Source organism: Bacillus cereus group sp. BfR-BA-01492, assembly GCF_022662815.1.
GTDB classification, from domain to species: domain Bacteria; phylum Bacillota; class Bacilli; order Bacillales; family Bacillaceae_G; genus Bacillus_A; species Bacillus_A cereus_BD.
This window is the reverse complement of the sequence record NZ_JAKUEH010000009.1, coordinates 84,550-101,736: the sequence shown is the minus strand read 5'-3', so window position 1 is coordinate 101,736 and position 17,187 is coordinate 84,550. Positions and strand designations below refer to the sequence as shown.

The window sequence follows — 17,187 nt, the reverse complement described above, 5'->3', positions numbered from 1 at the left end:
CTCTCTAGATTGACTTACAGAGAATTGAACAACATTATATTTTAAAGGCTGTTAAATCATATTTTCTTCCCCTCTTTTCACCTGTGTACGGAATTTGCATCATGTGCATTAATCTCTTGATGACTGAACTGGATTCGATGTTTAGAAATTCTTTTAACTCTCTATTCGTAACCGTCGTTCCTAAGAGAAGCGCATAATCTTGCACAGCATATGTATGTGCTTCTATGGAAAAAGCATTGCACTTCGGACAACGCCATCCAGTTTTTACTTTCATCATTGCAAAAGATAAACATTCTGAACACTGTATACCTTTTTGTAATTCCTCTTTTGTAATATTATGTTGCTCAAGAAGATTTTGTTGTAACGGGGAATGTTCAATTATAATATGTTCGACTAATTTTTCTAATTTCTTGGCTGATAACCGTTTTTTTACATGTACATTTTCTAAATGCTTAATTTTATTTGGGAGATTTGCACTATGGGTAATATTTTGGAGAAGTTCTGGATTATGAAATGAAGTTTTAATAATTGTACGCGGTGTACTAATCACAACGAGGGACTCAATTGGAAGGTTAGAAATACCATATAAATGAAGCCATTTTCGAAGTTGCACTTCTTGTCTTTTTATTTGCAATATCGGGTCTGGGAATCCTTCTGAATGTTGTTCTGATACGCGAATAAGCTGATGAAATTCCGTATCAAAAAACAATGTCCCTGTTATATTTTTAATTTCTAGAAAGAGTATAAAGCGTGAGGATATGATGAGGGTGTCAATTTGAAAAAAATGCTTTTGATCAAAGAGCCTTATATCATGCAAAATATAATACTCTTTATCCGGTAGAAAGCTAAGCGGGTAATCTACCGCTTGTTCTCCTTTATATCCAGCATTCTGCCTCGCAAACTTTTCAGCAATTCTATCTCTTTTTGGGTGATTTGCAGGTAATCTTCTTAATAATGCTTCTAATTGACGCAAATAAATCGGCTTTTTCCGTTCTTTCACAATCATTTTCAGCACCCCTTTAAAATATATCGGCGCTTGGGTCCAAAATATCGGCGCAACTTGAACTATATCGGCGATTTAACCCCAGATATCGGCGCTTCGACATGAAATATCGACCACTCGCCAAATTTCGACACGAATTTCTTCCGTAAAATAAAAAAACCACCAAATATGTATTGGTGGAGACGGTGGGAGTCGAACCCACGTCCAAAGATATTGGCACTTAAGCTTCTACGAGCATAGTCGATATATTAGCATTTCGCAAACTTTTCGGCCTATCGACAGGCTTCCAAGTCGCTAGTCTGATTGTTCTCTTCCTTTGCCCTCAGACGGTGAGCTCCGGCGTAGTCCACTTAGAGTGAGTCCCTTACCCTACCACATGGACGATGGAGGGAGGAACCGCTAAGCTGTATTAAGCAGCTAAAGCGAAGTTGTTTTGTTGTTTGCCAGTTATAGGCTTTGACGTTTTAACGAGGCCGATCCCCTCGACTCGCAACTTAAGCTCAAACTATCCCTGTCGAATCCGTAACGTCCCCATATAAGAAATGGAGCATACGAAGTATATGCGTGATAGCTACAAATGAGCTGTTTTTCAATGTTCACTGGCCTTACATGAATTATTATATCATACGTTCGACATTTTACAAATGTAAATTTCTGTATTACATCTTTTGACGATCACGGAAAGCACGTGCAATTTCACGTTTTGCTTCTTTCTCTTTTAAGTCATGACGCTTATCATATTGTTTCTTACCACGCGCTAAACCAAGTGCCATTTTTGCAAATCCATTTTTCAAATAAATTTTTAGCGGAACAAGTGTATAACCTGTCTCTTTTGTATAACCAATTAGTTTCTGAATTTCTTTCTTGTGCAGAAGTAATTTTCTTGTGCGAAGCGGATCATGATTGAAGCGATTCCCTTGCTCATATGGACTAATGTGCATATTATATACCCAAACTTCACCATTATGTACGCGAGCAAAAGCATCTTTTAAATTAATGCGCCCAGCACGAATCGCCTTAATTTCCGTTCCTTGAAGGACAAGCCCTGCTTCGTATGTTTCGTCGATGAAATAATCATGAAATGCTTTTTTATTTTGTGCAATAACTTTACCGCTACCTTTTGGCATTTAACGTCCCTCCTCTATTTGTACTATTTTAACAAAAGTTATGAAAAAGTGAAAGTGGCTCGCTCAGAATGTGAGGAGGATGGAGCTTCTGAACTAGAGGCGCTCTTTGCCTCTCGAGAAGAAGCGAAGCCGCCGAACATTCTAGCCACTGGAACTAGATTATGAAAAAGCGGAAGTGGCTCGCTCAAAACGTGAGAAGAAGCGAAGCCACTGAAACTGAAGCTAGATTATAAAAAAAGTAAAAGTGGCTCCGCTCTATTACAAGCGAAGCCATCCCTTACTTACGCTTTTTCTTTTTCTTCTTGAATCCTGGGACGTTCTCAAAGAATGGCTTTTTCTTTTTGCCACCTTTTTTCCCAGGGTGATCCGCTCCGCCTTTTCCGCGACTGCCTCGCTCATGTTTGCGACCTTTTCCGCGCTCGTCACTACCACGGCCACTGCGTTTCTTTCTGCCACCTTTAGGTTGTTCAATGACAACTGGACGATCTTTGAATTTACGTCTTGGCGTGCCTTTCATACCGACAATTTCAAAATCAATCGCGCGCTCATCTTTATTAACATTCATTACGCGAATTGTAATTTCATCACCGATGCGGAAGACGTTACCTGTACGCTCACCAATCATCGCAAAGTGCTGTTCATCATAACGGTAGTAGTCATCTGTTAAATAACTAACATGAACGAGACCTTCAATTGTATTTGGAAGCTCTACAAATAAACCAAAGTTCGTTACAGAGCTAATCATACCGTCATACTCTTCACCAATCTTATCAAGCATGTACTCTGCCTTTTTCAGTTCATCTGTTTCACGTTCTGCTTCAACAGCGCGGCGTTCCATATTGGACGAATGCTCTGCTATATCTGGTAACTTCTCACGCCACTTTGCTTGTGTTTCATTGTCTATGTTGCCATTAATGATATATTCACGAATCAGTCTGTGAACAATCGTATCTGGGTAACGACGAATTGGCGAGGTGAAATGTGTATAGAATTCTGTTGATAGACCGAAATGTCCTAAGCTTTCCGCATCATAACGCGCTTGCTTCATAGAGCGAAGCATCACTGTTGAAATAACTGGTTCTTCTGGTTGACCTTGCACCATTTCAAGAATTTGCTGTAAAGCGCGAGGATGCACTTCATTTGCACGTCCTTTTACCGCGTATCCGAAGTTTGTGACAAACTCGAAGAAACGTTCTAGTTTATCTTCTTTCGGATCTTCATGAACACGGTACATAAACGGTACGTTCATCCAGTGGAAATGCTCTGCCACTGTTTCGTTTGCAACAAGCATAAATTCTTCAATGAGCTTTTCAGATATTGAGCGATCGCGCAGCACAACATCTGTCGGCTTTCCTTCTTCATCAACTAGCACTTTTGCTTCTTTGAAATCAAAGTCAATAGCACCGCGTCTCATGCGTTTTTCACGTAAAATTTGCGCTAATTCTGCCATCTCTTTAAACATCGGAACAAGCGGCTCATAACGTTCCATTAATTCCTCATCTTCATCTTCCAAAATGCTTCTCACATCAGCATATGTCATGCGTTCTGTCGTCTTAATTACACTTTGGAAAATTTCATGTTTTACAACATCGCCTAGATGATTAATTTCCATTTCACAAGATAATGTTAAACGATCTACTTTGGGATTTAATGAGCAAATTCCATTTGATAAACGATGCGGAATCATTGGAATTACACGGTCTACAAGATAGACACTTGTCGCTCTCTCTGCTGCTTCTACATCAATTGGAGAGCCTTCATGAACATAGTGACTCACATCTGCAATATGCACGCCTAGCTTATAGTTACCGTTCTCAAGCTTCGTGACTGTAACTGCATCATCTAAATCTTTCGCATCTGCACCATCGATTGTCACAATCATTTGATCACGCAAATCACGGCGATCCTTTAAATCTTCTTCCGAAATTGTTTCCGGTACACTGTTTGCGTGCTCCATTACTTCTTCTGGGAACGCTAAAGGCAAATGATGTTTATGAATAACTGATAAAATATCTACCCCTGGATCATTTTTATGACCTAAAATTTGAATGACTTCGCCCTCTGCACTTAAACGATTTTGCGGATAGCTAGTAATTTTCACAACTACTTTATGCCCTTCAACAGCCCCCATAGATGCGCTTTTCGGGATAAAAATATCGCTTGTCCATCTTTTATTGTCCGGAATAACAAACCCGAAATTTTTTGATTCTGTATATGTACCAACTAATTCTTTCGTTCCGCGCTCCACAATACGAATAATCGTACCTTCTTGACGTGAGCCGCTAGATCGCGAGCTAATTCGTGCTAATACTGTGTCTCCATGAAGTGCACCGTTTAATTCTGTCGGCGGAATGAAAATATCATCGTCTCCCGTTTTCTTCTCTTCTGGAACAACGAATGCAAAGCCGCGTGCATGTCCAATTAATTTACCGCGCACTAAATTCATTTTTTCTGGAAGGCCGTAGCGATTGCTGCGCGTACGCACAACAAGTCCCGTTTCTTCCATCATAACGAGCGCTTTGACGAAATCTTTAAACCCTGCGGAATCTTCAATTCCAAAGGCAGTTTCTAATTCTTGTATCGTTAGCGGTTTATACGCTTCTTCTTTCATAAATAATAACAACTTATCAATATGTTCTTGAATGATATCTTCCAAGCACAAATACCTCCTTTAAACCCTCATATTGTCTAGTGTATCCGAAAGATGAGGGATATATAAAGTGAAACTTCTATAAACATTCATTTTTCACCATTTATCTTGCGATTACTTCTACCTAAAAAAAGTTACATCCCCATGAAAAAAAGAGGCAACTAGATCTTACCAATCTAGTTGCTCCAAGAAGTTATATACATCTTCATGTAGCTCATCACGTTGTTTATCTAGCGTAATGACGTGAGTAGAGTCTTCATACCATTTTATTTCTTTTAATGTAGATTCTACACCGTTATAAATAATGTTTGCACTGTCAGTATTAATCATTTCATCATGGCGTGCTTGCACAACGAATGTTGGTGCATAAATCATATCTACATTATTGCGTACGTCACGAATTAAACCTTGTAGTGCCTTTAATGTATTCATTGGTGTCTTTTTAAATTCGAACATCTCTTGTTCAATTTGCTCTGGCGACTTCTGTTCGCGTTTTTTATACTCACGCGCATATGCCAATATACCTTGGTACATCGTTTCTTCACTCTTAATATACATTGGGGCACACATTGGTACTACACCTAAAATTGGAACTGTATAAGCAAGCTTTAATGAGAATACACCACCAAGTGACAATCCAACAGCAGCAATCTTCTCATATCCTTGATCTTTTAAATGCTGATACGCGTTCATTACATCTTTCCACCAGTCTTCAGGACCTGTATGTACAAGCTGTTCTGGCGGCACACCATGGCCTTTATAAATAGGGGCGTGGCAAGTGTATCCTTTTTTTTCTAAGAAACGCCCTAACATACGTACATCAGCTGAGTTTCCCGTGAAACCGTGTAATAACAAAACGGCGCGGTCTCCACCTTCAAATGTAAATGGTTTCGGAGATGCTAATTTCATCATCATCTTCTCCTCTTTCTCTTCTGTAATCTAGTCGTATTGTTTCTGTCCTTAGTTTACCATAGTTCTATTTCTATAATCTAATTTGAAACGTTGTTTCCAACATAAAGCACAAAAAAAGAAGAACCACTAGCACAACATTGCTAATGCTTCTTCTTTTTTCTTATAAGTTAAAGTACGTAACACCAATTGTTAGTACGAAGAATAATACAGCTAAAACAACTGTAATGCGGCTTAATACCGCTTCCATTCCGCGTGCTTTTTGCTTGCCGAATAACTGTTCCGCACCGCCTGAAATTGCACCTGAAAGGCCTGAACTATTACTAGATTGCATAAGTACCATCACAATCATTAAAATCGATACAATAATTAGTAAAACTGATAAAAACGTATGCATCTCAGCGTACCTCCTACAAGATTCAGTTAGTTTAACTGTAGCATAAATTGTACAGAAAAGCGAGAGCCGTTCGCTTGCTCTCGCTTTTCTATATTATACAAACATCATTGCAAATAAAGGTCCCAGTAAGCATGTTAAAATAGCCGTTAATGTCATTGTTACCGATCCAATAACACCTTCACTCTCATTATTTTTCATCGCTCTCATAACACCCATAATATGTGAAGCACAGCCAAATCCGATTCCTTTACCAACCGAATTTGTCACACGGCTCCATTTCAATAAAAAAGGCCCTGTAATCGTCCCACTGATTCCAGCAACAACAACGAACGCTGCTGTTAATGACGGTACACCACCAACTTGTTCTGATACGCTCATAGCAACTGGCATTGTTACTGATTTTGGTAAAGAAGATAAAATTAAACTTTTATCTGTTCCCATCAGCGACGCAATAATAAAGTCACTTGCAATCGCAACCGTTGTTCCTACAATAACACCACCAGCAATCGGTACAACATATTTTCGAAGTACATGACGCTGTTTATAGAGCGGAATTGCAAATGCTACAACACCTGGTCCAAGCAATTTAGAAATCCAGCCCCCGCCACTTTGCATGTATTGTTGATACGGTACATCCAGCATCATTAATAAAATAATCATGAGCACTGTTGCGATAATCATTGGAATCGTAAACGGCGTTGGCAATATCTTATAAATCATTTTAGATAATTGATATACGAACACTGTCAGAAGAACCCAACCAATCCCGATTAATATACTACTCATCTTGTCTCTTTTTCCTTTCTAGTCGCAAGATATTGTCCTGTATGTCCTGCGACAATAATAATTAAAAATGTGCTCGCTAAAACTGTAATGAAAAGAGAAATTCCTTTACTCATAAAAAAAGCACCGTAATTCATTAAACCAATCGTTGGTGGAATTAATAAAAACGGCATAATCGCGACGAGTGTTTCGGCTCCTAAATCAAACCATTTCACAGGGAGAACTTTCAAACCAAGTAAAATAAGCAATAAAAACATCCCAATCAAGCTTCCTGGTATTGGAATTTCTAACGTTTCTTGTATCCATGTTCCTAACATGTAAAACACATACAGAGCTACGACTTGAACAATAATCTTTGTAAACTTCATGTTCATCATCCCTCATGTTTATACGATCTTTTCTTTCTTATCCTTATCATAGTATAAATTGTAAAAACCTGCAATTCATCAACTTGACAAAGGAAAATGCATGTGTTATACGCTTACATCCTTGATATGACTGGATTTTTGATTCGAATTTACGTCAAAAATGTTGACCTAAAGATAAAAGTTTTTATTTTCCGAATTTTTAATTTTGCTATTGCGATAAAACATCATCTTCTTTTCATTTACATAAAAAAACAGACCGTGATTTCTCACGGTCTGCCCTTACTTTCTACCATTATTTTTTAAGGTTGTAGAAAGATTTTAAACCATCGTAAACAGCGATTTCGCCTAGTTCGTCTTCGATGCGTAATAATTGGTTATATTTCGCAATACGGTCAGTACGGCTCATAGAACCTGTTTTGATTTGGCCAGCGTTTGTTGCAACTGCGATGTCAGCGATTGTAGCATCTTCAGTTTCACCAGAACGGTGAGATACAACTGCTGTGTAACCAGCACGTTTAGCCATTTCGATTGCTTCGAAAGTTTCAGTTAAAGTACCGATTTGGTTAACTTTAATTAAGATTGAGTTAGAGATACCTTTTTCGATACCTTCAGCAAGTTTCTTCGTATTTGTTACGAATAAGTCGTCACCTACTAATTGAACTTTTTTACCAAGACGCTCAGTTAATAATTTGTGACCATCCCAGTCGTTTTCGTCTAAACCATCTTCGATAGAGATGATTGGGAAGTCTTTGCAAAGTTCTTCGTAGAAATCAACCATTTCTGCAGAAGTCATGCTGCGACCTTCACCAGAAAGATCATATTTACCAGTTTCTTTGTTGTAGAACTCAGAAGAAGCAACGTCCATTCCTAAGAATACGTTCTCGCCAGCTTTGTAACCAGCTTTTTCGATTGCTTCGATAATTACTTCTAATGCTTCACGGTTAGAACCAAGGTTTGGAGCGAATCCACCTTCGTCACCTACTGCAGTGTTAAGACCTTTGTCATGTAATACAGCTTTTAATGCATGGAATACTTCAGCACCCATACGGATTGATTCTTTGAATGATGGAGCACCAACTGGTAAGATCATGAACTCTTGGAAGTCCACGTTGTTATCAGCGTGAGAACCACCGTTGATGATGTTCATCATTGGAGTTGGTAATTGTTTTGCATTGAATCCACCAAGGTAACGGTATAATGGAAGACCTACGAAATCAGCTGCTGCGTGAGCTACTGCCATAGACACACCAAGGATTGCGTTCGCACCTAATTTACCTTTGTTTGGAGTACCATCTAATTCGATCATAGCACGGTCGATACCAGCTTGGTCAGTTACATCGAAACCAACGATTTCTGGAGCGATAATTTCGTTAACGTTTTTAACTGCGTTAAGAACACCTTTACCTAGGTAACGAGATTTGTCACCGTCACGTAATTCTACTGCTTCATATTCACCAGTAGATGCACCACTTGGTACTAATGCGCGTCCAAATGCGCCGCTTTCTGTATAAACTTCTACTTCTACAGTTGGGTTACCACGAGAATCAAGGACTTCGCGAGCATAAACATCAATGATTGTTGACATAATATTTTCTCTCCTTTAATTACATAAATTATTTAATAATTGTTTTACCTGTCATTTCTTTCGGTTGTTCAACACCAAGAAGTGTCAACATTGTTGGAGCGATATCTCCTAAAATGCCACCTTCGCGTAATTCTACATCTTTCTTTGTAACGATGAAAGGAACCGGGTTCGTTGTATGAGCTGTCATTGGATCTCCATCTGGAGTTAACTCTTCATCTGCATTACCATGGTCAGCTGTAATAAGTGCTACACCATCTTTTGCAAGAATTGCTTCTACAACTTTTCCTAAACATTCGTCAGTTGCTTCTACTGCTTTAATTGTTGGTTCCATCATCCCAGAATGGCCAACCATATCACAGTTTGCAAAGTTAAGAATGATTACATCATGTTTATCATTTTCAATTTCATTTACTAAAGCGTCGGTTACTTCGTAAATGCTCATTTCAGGTTTCAAGTCATATGTTGCAACCTTCGGTGAGTTAATTAAAATACGTTCTTCCCCTGGGAATTCAGCCTCACGACCACCGCTAAAGAAGAATGTAACGTGTGGATACTTTTCAGTTTCCGCGATGCGAAGTTGTTTTAATCCCGCTTGCGAAACAACTTCACCTAATGTGTTATCAAGGTTTACTGGCTTAAATGCCACATAACCATTTACAGTTTCACTAAAGTGTGTCATACAAACGAATTCTGGAATGTGAGGTACTTTTTCACCACGATCGAACTCACGGAAGTCTTCGTTTGTAAATACGCGTGCAATTTGGATTGCGCGGTCTGGACGGAAGTTATAGAAGATGACTGCATCATCATCATTGATTGTTGCAACTGGCGTTTCATCTTCATTTACAATTACAGACGGCAATACGAACTCATCATAAATACCATTTGCATAAGAATCCTCTACACACTCATATGCATTTTTGTAAGTAGGGCCTTCGCCATACACCATAGCACGGTAACATTTTTCAACGCGATCCCAACGTTTGTCACGGTCCATGGAGTAATAACGACCGGAAATTGTCGCGAATTGTCCTACTCCTGTTTCTTTTATTACTTCATTTGTTGCATCGATATAGCCTTTTGCTGTTTGTGGTCCAACATCGCGGCCATCTAAGAATGCATGAATATATACTTTTTCCACGCCTTCTTTTGCTGCTAAGCGAAGAAGAGCAAACATATGGTCAATGTGACTGTGCACACCACCATCAGAAAGTAAGCCGAATAAATGAAGGGCTGTACCTTTCTCTTTCACATGTTTAATTGCGTTTTGGAATGTTTCATTCTTATCGAATTCACCTTCACGAATCGCAACATTCACACGAGTTAAGCTTTGATATACAATGCGGCCAGCACCGATATTTAAGTGTCCAACCTCTGAGTTACCCATTTGACCTTCTGGAAGACCTACCGCTTCACCACAAGCTGTAAGCGTTGTGTGAGGGAACTTGTTCCAGTAACCATCAAAATTAGGTTTCTTAGCTTGTGCTACAGCATTCCCGTAAGTTTCTTCACGTAGTCCGAAACCGTCAAGAATGATTAAAGCTGTTGGCTTTCTCATTTTACCGCCTCCAAAAGACCTAAGAAGGAAGCTGGCTCTAAACTTGCACCGCCAACTAAAGCGCCGTCGATGTCAGGTTGTGCCATGTATTCTTTAATGTTTCCTGGTTTTACGCTACCGCCGTATTGAATACGAACAGCTTCTGCAGCTGCTGGAGAAACAGCTTCTGCAACAACTTTACGGATGTGTGCACATACTTCGTTTGCATCTTCTGCAGAAGAAGATTTACCTGTACCGATTGCCCAAATTGGCTCATATGCGATAACAGTAGCTTTCACTTGTTCTTCTGTTAAGCCTGCAAGTGCTTTCGTCACTTGATTTGCTACTAAATCAAATGTTTTTCCGCTTTCACGTTCTTCTAAAGTTTCACCACAGCAAACGATTGGTGTTAAACCATGTTCAAATGCTGCAAGAGTCTTTTTATTTACTGTTTCATCTGTTTCAGCAAACATTTCACGACGTTCAGAGTGACCAAGTACTACGTAGCTCACTTTTAAGTCGCTAAGTGCTACTGGGCTAATTTCGCCAGTAAATGCACCATTTTTTTCGAAGTGCATGTTTTGTGCACCTACTTTTAAGTCAGTTCCTTGAGTCGCTGCTACTAAACGCTCTAAGAATAGAGCTGGAGAGCAAACAACTGCATCAACAGCTGAAGCTGCTGGAATTTGACCTTTTACTTCCTCTACGAAGCTAACTGCTTCAGATAGAGTTTTATTCATTTTCCAGTTACCTGCGATAATTGGTTTACGCATGCTTTGCACCGTCCTTTTTTCTTTGGCTGCTAATTATTTGTCATTCAGACAAACTACACCTGGAAGTTCTTTCCCTTCCATAAATTCTAATGACGCACCACCGCCAGTAGAAATGTGGCTCATTTTATCAGCCATGCCGAATTTTTCAACAGCTGCTGCAGAGTCACCACCGCCGATAACAGAGTATGTACCTTCTGCATCTGCTAATGCTTGTCCTACTGCTCTTGTACCATTAGAGAATGGAGTCATTTCGAATACACCCATTGGTCCATTCCATACAACAAGCTTAGAGTTTTTAATTACATCTGCATAAATTTCGCGTGTCTTTGGTCCGATGTCCACACCTTCCCAGTTTGATGGGATAGAGTCGATATCTACAACTTTAGTTGTTGCAGTTTCAGAGAATTCTTCTGTAATAACAATATCAACTGGCATGTAGAAGTTTACGCCTTTTTCTTTTGCAAGTGCCATAAACTCTTTTGCTAGTTCAATCTTGTCATCTTCACATAAAGATAGACCAATTTCATGACCTAATGCTTTTACGAATGTGTAAGCAAGACCTCCACCGATGATTAAGTTATCTACTTTATCTAATAGATGACGAATTACACCGATTTTATCTTTTACTTTCGCACCACCGATGATTGCTGTGAATGGACGATCTGGATTAGAAAGTGCTTTTCCAAGTACTTCTAATTCTTTTTCCATTAAGAAACCTGATACTGCTGGTAGGTAATCTGCAATCCCTGCTGTAGAAGCATGAGCACGGTGAGCTGCACCGAATGCATCATTTACGAAGATATCAGCAAGAGCTGCAAATTCTTTCGCAAGTTCTGCATCGTTCTTTTCTTCGCCCGCATAGAAACGAACGTTTTCAAGAACTAAAACGTCGCCTTCGTTCATTGCTGCAACCATTTCTTGTACAGCTGGTCCGAATGCTTCGTCCGCTTTTTTCACGTCTTTACCAAGAAGCTCACCTAAACGAACTGCTACTGGAGTTAAACGCATTTCTTCTACTACTTGACCTTTTGGACGGCCTAAGTGGCTTGCTAAAATAACTTTCGCACCTTGTTCTACTAAATATTGAATAGTAGGAAGAGCTGCACGAATACGAGTCTCGTCTGTAATTTTTCCATCTTTCATAGGCACGTTGAAATCAACGCGGCAAAATACACGTTTACCCTTTAAATCTACGTCACGAATTGATTTTTTGTTCATTGGATTTCCCTCCGACTAGTTAGGATTGACAAAACCCATTCAAAAGCTTATCACATTTGCTTATAAAACGAAAGAAGAGAGAGGGAACAAACCCTCTCCCTCGTTTTGTCATTGATAACTTATAAACTTAAGGATTAAAGACCTTTTTTAGCCATGTAAGCAGCTAGGTCTACAACGCGGTTAGAGTAACCAGTTTCGTTATCGTACCAAGAAAGTACTTTAACCATGTTACCTTCCATAGTCATTGTAGATAATGCATCGATTGTAGAAGAGTTTGTGCATCCGTTATAGTCGATAGATACTAATGGCTCTTCGCTGTAACCTAGAACGCCTTGAAGTTCACCTTCAGAAGCTGCTTTGAATGCTGCGTTTACTTCTTCAACTGTTACTTCTTTATCAAGTTCAACAACTAAGTCAACAAGAGAAACGTTTGAAGTTGGAACACGTACTGCTCCACCGTTTAATTTACCTTTAAGTTCTGGTAATACTAATGCTACTGCTTTCGCTGCACCAGTTGTAGTTGGGATCATGCTCATTGCTGCTGCACGTGCACGACGTAAATCTTTGTGTGGTAAGTCTAAGATTTGTTGATCGTTAGTGTAAGCATGAACTGTTGTCATCATACCGCGTTTGATACCGAATTTTTCGTTAAGAACTTTTGCGAATGGAGCTAAGCAGTTTGTAGTACAAGAAGCGTTTGATACTACGTTGTGGTTAGCTGCATCGTATGCTTCGTGGTTAACACCCATAACGATTGTGATGTCTTCGTCAGAAGCTGGAGCAGAGATGATAACTTTTTTAACTGATCCACCTAAGTGTTTTTCAGCGTCTGCTTTTTTAGTGAAACGTCCAGTAGATTCTACTACGATTTCTACTCCGTAGTCGCTCCATGGTAATTGAGCTGGGTCACGTTCAGCGATAACTTTGATTTCTTTACCGTTAACAACGATGCTGTCGCCGTTTACAGATACTTCTGCATTTAAAGAACCGTGAACTGAGTCATATTTTAAAAGGTGAGCTAATGTTTTAGCATCTGTTAAGTCGTTGATTGCAACTACTTCTACCTCAGAGTTGTTAAGAGCTGCGCGGAATACGTTACGTCCGATACGTCCAAATCCATTAATACCAATTTTAACTGTCATTTGAATTTCCTCCTTGGGGGATTATATTAAAGGGTAGTACCCTTTGTTAACTGTTTTGCTGCACCTTCATCTGTAATCAAGATTGAAGTGTGCCCTTGTTTAATTACAGCCTGTATCGCTTTTGCTTTTGAAGAACCTCCAGCGACGGCGACAACATGAGATACATGTTGTAAATCTTTTAATTGCATGCCGACTGTTTGTACCTTATGAACGACATTACCTTGTTCATTGAAGTAATAACCGAAAGCTTCGCCAACTGCTTCATTGTCTTTAATTTTTAACCAATCTGCTTCTGAAGTATTTCTGCGACGTGCCATTGTTAACGCATCACCTATTCCATGAATGACGATATTGGAAGAGCGAATCAACTCAAGAACTTCTTTCACGGAAGGTTCCGTTACAATAGATGCATACGCTTCGCTACTCACTTGATCCGGAACATACAATAAGCGATAATGACTCATCGTATTTTGTGCCATTTTCGCACAAATGGTATTGGCCTCTAACTCGACCCCTTCTCCAATTCCGCCACGCGCTGGGACAAACAGCATATGTAAATCTTTGCAGTCTAGTTGCATCATGTCCGCGACGGCAGCTAGCGTTGTTCCTCCAGCCACAGCAACGATATTATTTGCTTCCAGACGGTCTTTTATACAAGTTACACAAGCACGGCCCATCTCCAGTTTAACCCAAGGTGATTCATCACTATCACCAGGGACAACGAAAACTTCATCCAAGTCTAATGTTTCCTTAAGTTGCTTTTCTAAAACCTTTAACCCGGAAATTTCTTTCATAAAGTCTTCCAAAGCAAGAACTAAAGCTGTTCCTTCTTCTGTTAAAGTCATCCCAGAAGAAGCGACGTGAACTAAGTTTTGTTCTTTCAAAACTTGTACTTCACTTCGCAATACTCGTTCTGTCATGCTAAGACTTGCAGATAAATTTCTTCTTCCAATCGGCTGCATGAGACGAATGTGCTGAAGAATTTGCATTCTTGTTTGCATAACCGGTAGCAAATCGGGTAATAATTTTTTCATGTTCTGAATCCATGAGCGCATATCATTTCTCCTCACTACATTGGTTCATTCACTATATGGTCACTTTATGTCCCGCAGTGACATTTTGTGTCCCACATGGCTTAAAAAAATAATCCCTGCTACGTGTATTATTGTAACAGGAGATAGAAACTTATTCAACTCTTAACTGACTTGTTTATATAGTTTATTATGACATCTCTGTGAATAACGCCATATCCTACCTGTTCTCCATCAATTTCTACAACCGGAATCATCATTTGGTACTTCTCTAAAAGCTCCTCGTTGTCATATATATCTATTTCCTCGAGATGAAAAGAATATACCTTTTGTACTTCCTTCAAAACTTGTTTTGCCTTTACACAAAGACCACAGTCTGTTTTCGTATATAAAATAATCTTCATCTTCTTCACCTATCCAATTGTTTTTCTCAAAGAAGATGCCGGAATGTGCATTTGTTCCCGATATTTCGCGACCGTTCTTCTTGAAATTACAATCTCATGCTCTTCTTCTAATAATTTTGAAATTTTTTGATCTGAAAGTGGCTTTTTTTTATTTTCCTTTTCTATAAGCGTCTGAATCAATTGTTTTACACGTTTTGTAGAGATTGCTTCATCTTCTGTTGTAATGACTGCATTACTAAAGAATGATTTCATCTCAAATAACCCATATGGCGTTTGTACATATTTGTTACGTGTAGCACGACTAATCGTAGATTCATGTACGCTTAACTCTTCCGCTACTTCTTTCAAAGAAAGCGGCTTTAAATGTTCTGGCCCTTTCCAAAAGAAATCATGTTGCTTCTTCATAATAATTTCCATCACTTGTAAAAGCGTTTGTTTCCGCTGTTTCAAACTGCGCATAATCCATTGCACATGCTGATACTTCTCAGAAACATAAGAAGCAACTTCACTCTCACTATTATTCAGAAGTGCGCTATATTCTGAATGAATTTCAATTCTTGGCATATTTCTTTCATTCATTTGTAAAATAAGCCGTTCTCCCTCTTTTTTCACTGCCATATCAGGAACGATATATAATGGCTTTTCAGATGAAAATGCAAGTCCGGGCTTCGGTTGTAATGATGTAATACAATCAACCGCCTCTTGTAATTCTTCACTATTACATTTCATCAATTGGATTAGTTTTCGCCAATCTTTCTTCACAAAATAAGAAAAATATTCACCTACAATCATCTCCGCAAGTACATTCTTTTTTTGTAAGCGCTTCAATTGGATTGCTAGACACTCTTGAATATTCCGCGCTCCTACCCCTGCTGGCTCTAGTGATTGGACAATCTCCACAGAACGTTCGACGACATCGATGGGCATGGTAAATAGTTCAGCTAATTCTTCATTCGTTTCTTCTAGATACCCATTTTCATCCAGATTCATAATGATGAAAGAAGCTGTCTTCCGATGTTCTTCATCTATTTTATAATACTGTATTTGATTCAATAAATGTTGTTGAATCGTTTTAGAATCCACACTGTAAATCTCCATTTGATTATCAACTTGCTTGCTCGTACTTTTACTTTTGCTAGAGCTCTTTTTTCTTTCCCTCTCAAAACAACCTAACTCAATAAGGGGATTCTCTAGCGATTGCTCATACAAAAACTCCGATAATTCTTGCACGTTATACTGGAGCATGGTAATCGCTTGCCTCAACTCTTGTGTCATTGCCAAACGTAAGCTTTGTTCTTGTAAAAGACTTGCCTTCAAACTGATCTCCCCCTTGTTTCTATTGTACAATAAGTTTGGTAAAAGGAGAATCCTAACGCAGACACCCATTCCAAAATATTATTAATTTATATGTATTAATGAAACTTATCTCTTACAACTGAAAAATGAATATTATTGAAAAAAAACTATTTTATTACCACATACTAATAGTAAATCTTATTATCAGATATAACAAGTGTATTTTCAAAAAGTATTCTCTCCGCATATTCATGCATCCCCTATTTTCAAACATATTTGGCATAAAAAAGTCCTAACTCACAATTGTAAGTTAGGACTTTTTGACGCGCCCAGAGGGATTCGAACCCCCGGCAGACGTGGTACCGGAAACCACCGCTCTATCCAGCTGAGCTATGGGCGCATGAGAAAACTTTGTAACATCAAAGATTGAAACTCTTTTGTTCTTTACTTGTAGACTAAATAATTCCTCATGAAAGTTTTAGTCCAAGGTGTAAAATCATACCTCTAATTATACAAGAAGCATTCTTCCATTTCAATAAAAAAAGAGCAGACTACTGATCATTCAACTTTCATATTTGCTTTATCTTTCTTATATTGTCAAATCACCAATATCCCCCTGCCCTATTCATAAACTTTGGTTAATTTTCCATTCCCTCTCTTAATAGACCTAAATTTGGAAAACATATTTTTCCTCCCACTTACAAAATATAACTTGTGAATTGATATTCAAAAGGAGGCTTTATTCAATGACTGTTATTACAAAGCTAAAACAAACAGTAGCAGGTTTAAAAAGTGCACAAGCGAGTTTAGAAGGCTTCGCTCTTGATACAGATAATCAACAAGCAAAACAGCTTTTCCAAACAGCTGCACAACAAACGCAATCTATTATCGATTCTTTAAACCCGCGTGTAGAAGAAGTTCAACAAGAAGAGCCTCAATATACACAACAATAAATGAAAGTACC

16 protein-coding genes, 1 tRNA gene and 1 other RNA gene are annotated in these 17,187 nt (G+C 38.8%); 1 reads left to right on the top strand and 17 read right to left on the bottom strand.

All coding sequences use genetic code 11. The annotated features are described in order from the left end of the window. Window positions 1-34 precede the first annotated feature (34 nt). The 17 genes from MR063_RS13025 to MR063_RS12945 all read right to left on the bottom strand — a co-directional run bounded on the left by MR063_RS13025 (window position 35) and on the right by MR063_RS12945 (window position 16,623). A complete protein-coding gene (locus MR063_RS13025; RefSeq protein WP_242198327.1) occupies window positions 35-1,006 on the bottom strand; it encodes a nuclease-related domain-containing protein in 972 nt (323 codons plus the stop codon). Between the two features lie 171 nt (window positions 1,007-1,177). After that, window positions 1,178-1,536: a transfer-messenger RNA gene (gene ssrA / locus MR063_RS13020) on the bottom strand. A gap of 126 nt (window positions 1,537-1,662) precedes the next feature. Beyond that, window positions 1,663-2,130: an SsrA-binding protein SmpB gene (smpB, locus tag MR063_RS13015; protein ID WP_242143899.1), complete on the bottom strand. Its 468-nt coding sequence runs from the start codon at window positions 2,128-2,130 to the stop codon at window positions 1,663-1,665. A gap of 277 nt (window positions 2,131-2,407) precedes the next feature. Next, window positions 2,408-4,786, bottom strand: coding sequence for a ribonuclease R (gene rnr / locus MR063_RS13010; protein WP_242198326.1), 2,379 nt, complete (start codon window positions 4,784-4,786; stop codon window positions 2,408-2,410). Window positions 4,787-4,948: 162 nt separating this feature from the next. Beyond that, entirely contained in the window at window positions 4,949-5,689 is a 741-nt protein-coding gene (locus tag MR063_RS13005; RefSeq protein WP_242143894.1) for an alpha/beta hydrolase, read from the bottom strand. Between the two features lie 163 nt (window positions 5,690-5,852). Beyond that, window positions 5,853-6,086 carry a preprotein translocase subunit SecG gene (secG, locus tag MR063_RS13000; protein WP_242143893.1) on the bottom strand — a complete coding sequence of 78 codons (234 nt, stop codon included), beginning with the start codon at window positions 6,084-6,086 and terminating at the stop codon, window positions 5,853-5,855. A gap of 93 nt (window positions 6,087-6,179) precedes the next feature. Then, window positions 6,180-6,872: an LrgB family protein gene (locus MR063_RS12995; RefSeq protein WP_242198324.1), complete on the bottom strand. Its 693-nt coding sequence runs from the start codon at window positions 6,870-6,872 to the stop codon at window positions 6,180-6,182. Continuing rightward, entirely contained in the window at window positions 6,869-7,237 is a 369-nt protein-coding gene (locus MR063_RS12990) for a CidA/LrgA family holin-like protein (RefSeq protein ID WP_242198322.1), read from the bottom strand. Before MR063_RS12990 ends, MR063_RS12995 begins: the two co-directional genes overlap by 4 nt. 292 nt (window positions 7,238-7,529) lie before the next feature. Continuing rightward, window positions 7,530-8,822: a phosphopyruvate hydratase gene (gene eno, locus MR063_RS12985; RefSeq protein WP_242143889.1), complete on the bottom strand. Its 1,293-nt coding sequence runs from the start codon at window positions 8,820-8,822 to the stop codon at window positions 7,530-7,532. A 28-nt stretch (window positions 8,823-8,850) separates the two neighbouring features. Beyond that, a complete protein-coding gene (gene gpmI / locus MR063_RS12980) occupies window positions 8,851-10,380 on the bottom strand; it encodes a 2,3-bisphosphoglycerate-independent phosphoglycerate mutase (protein WP_242143888.1) in 1,530 nt (509 codons plus the stop codon). After that, entirely contained in the window at window positions 10,377-11,132 is a 756-nt protein-coding gene (gene tpiA, locus MR063_RS12975) for a triose-phosphate isomerase (RefSeq protein ID WP_242143887.1), read from the bottom strand. The genes gpmI and tpiA overlap by 4 nt, the downstream gene beginning before the upstream one ends. 33 nt (window positions 11,133-11,165) lie before the next feature. Continuing rightward, a complete protein-coding gene (locus MR063_RS12970; protein ID WP_242143886.1) occupies window positions 11,166-12,350 on the bottom strand; it encodes a phosphoglycerate kinase in 1,185 nt (394 codons plus the stop codon). Window positions 12,351-12,484: 134 nt separating this feature from the next. Next, window positions 12,485-13,492 (bottom strand): type I glyceraldehyde-3-phosphate dehydrogenase, encoded by a 1,008-nt coding sequence (gene gap, locus MR063_RS12965; protein WP_242143884.1) that lies wholly within the window; start codon window positions 13,490-13,492, stop codon window positions 12,485-12,487. A gap of 26 nt (window positions 13,493-13,518) precedes the next feature. Next, window positions 13,519-14,547 carry a sugar-binding transcriptional regulator gene (gene cggR, locus MR063_RS12960; protein ID WP_242198319.1) on the bottom strand — a complete coding sequence of 343 codons (1,029 nt, stop codon included), beginning with the start codon at window positions 14,545-14,547 and terminating at the stop codon, window positions 13,519-13,521. 134 nt (window positions 14,548-14,681) lie between these two features. Beyond that, window positions 14,682-14,927: a glutaredoxin family protein gene (locus MR063_RS12955; RefSeq protein ID WP_242198317.1), complete on the bottom strand. Its 246-nt coding sequence runs from the start codon at window positions 14,925-14,927 to the stop codon at window positions 14,682-14,684. A gap of 9 nt (window positions 14,928-14,936) precedes the next feature. Continuing rightward, window positions 14,937-16,244 carry an RNA polymerase factor sigma-54 gene (gene rpoN, locus MR063_RS12950; protein ID WP_242198315.1) on the bottom strand — a complete coding sequence of 436 codons (1,308 nt, stop codon included), beginning with the start codon at window positions 16,242-16,244 and terminating at the stop codon, window positions 14,937-14,939. A gap of 303 nt (window positions 16,245-16,547) precedes the next feature. After that, a tRNA-Arg gene (locus tag MR063_RS12945) sits at window positions 16,548-16,623 on the bottom strand. Window positions 16,624-16,969: 346 nt separating this feature from the next. On the opposite strand from MR063_RS12945, the gene MR063_RS12940 reads away from it, so the two are divergent. Then, window positions 16,970-17,176 (top strand): DUF1657 domain-containing protein, encoded by a 207-nt coding sequence (locus MR063_RS12940; RefSeq protein ID WP_242143875.1) that lies wholly within the window; start codon window positions 16,970-16,972, stop codon window positions 17,174-17,176. Window positions 17,177-17,187: the final 11 nt, after the last annotated feature.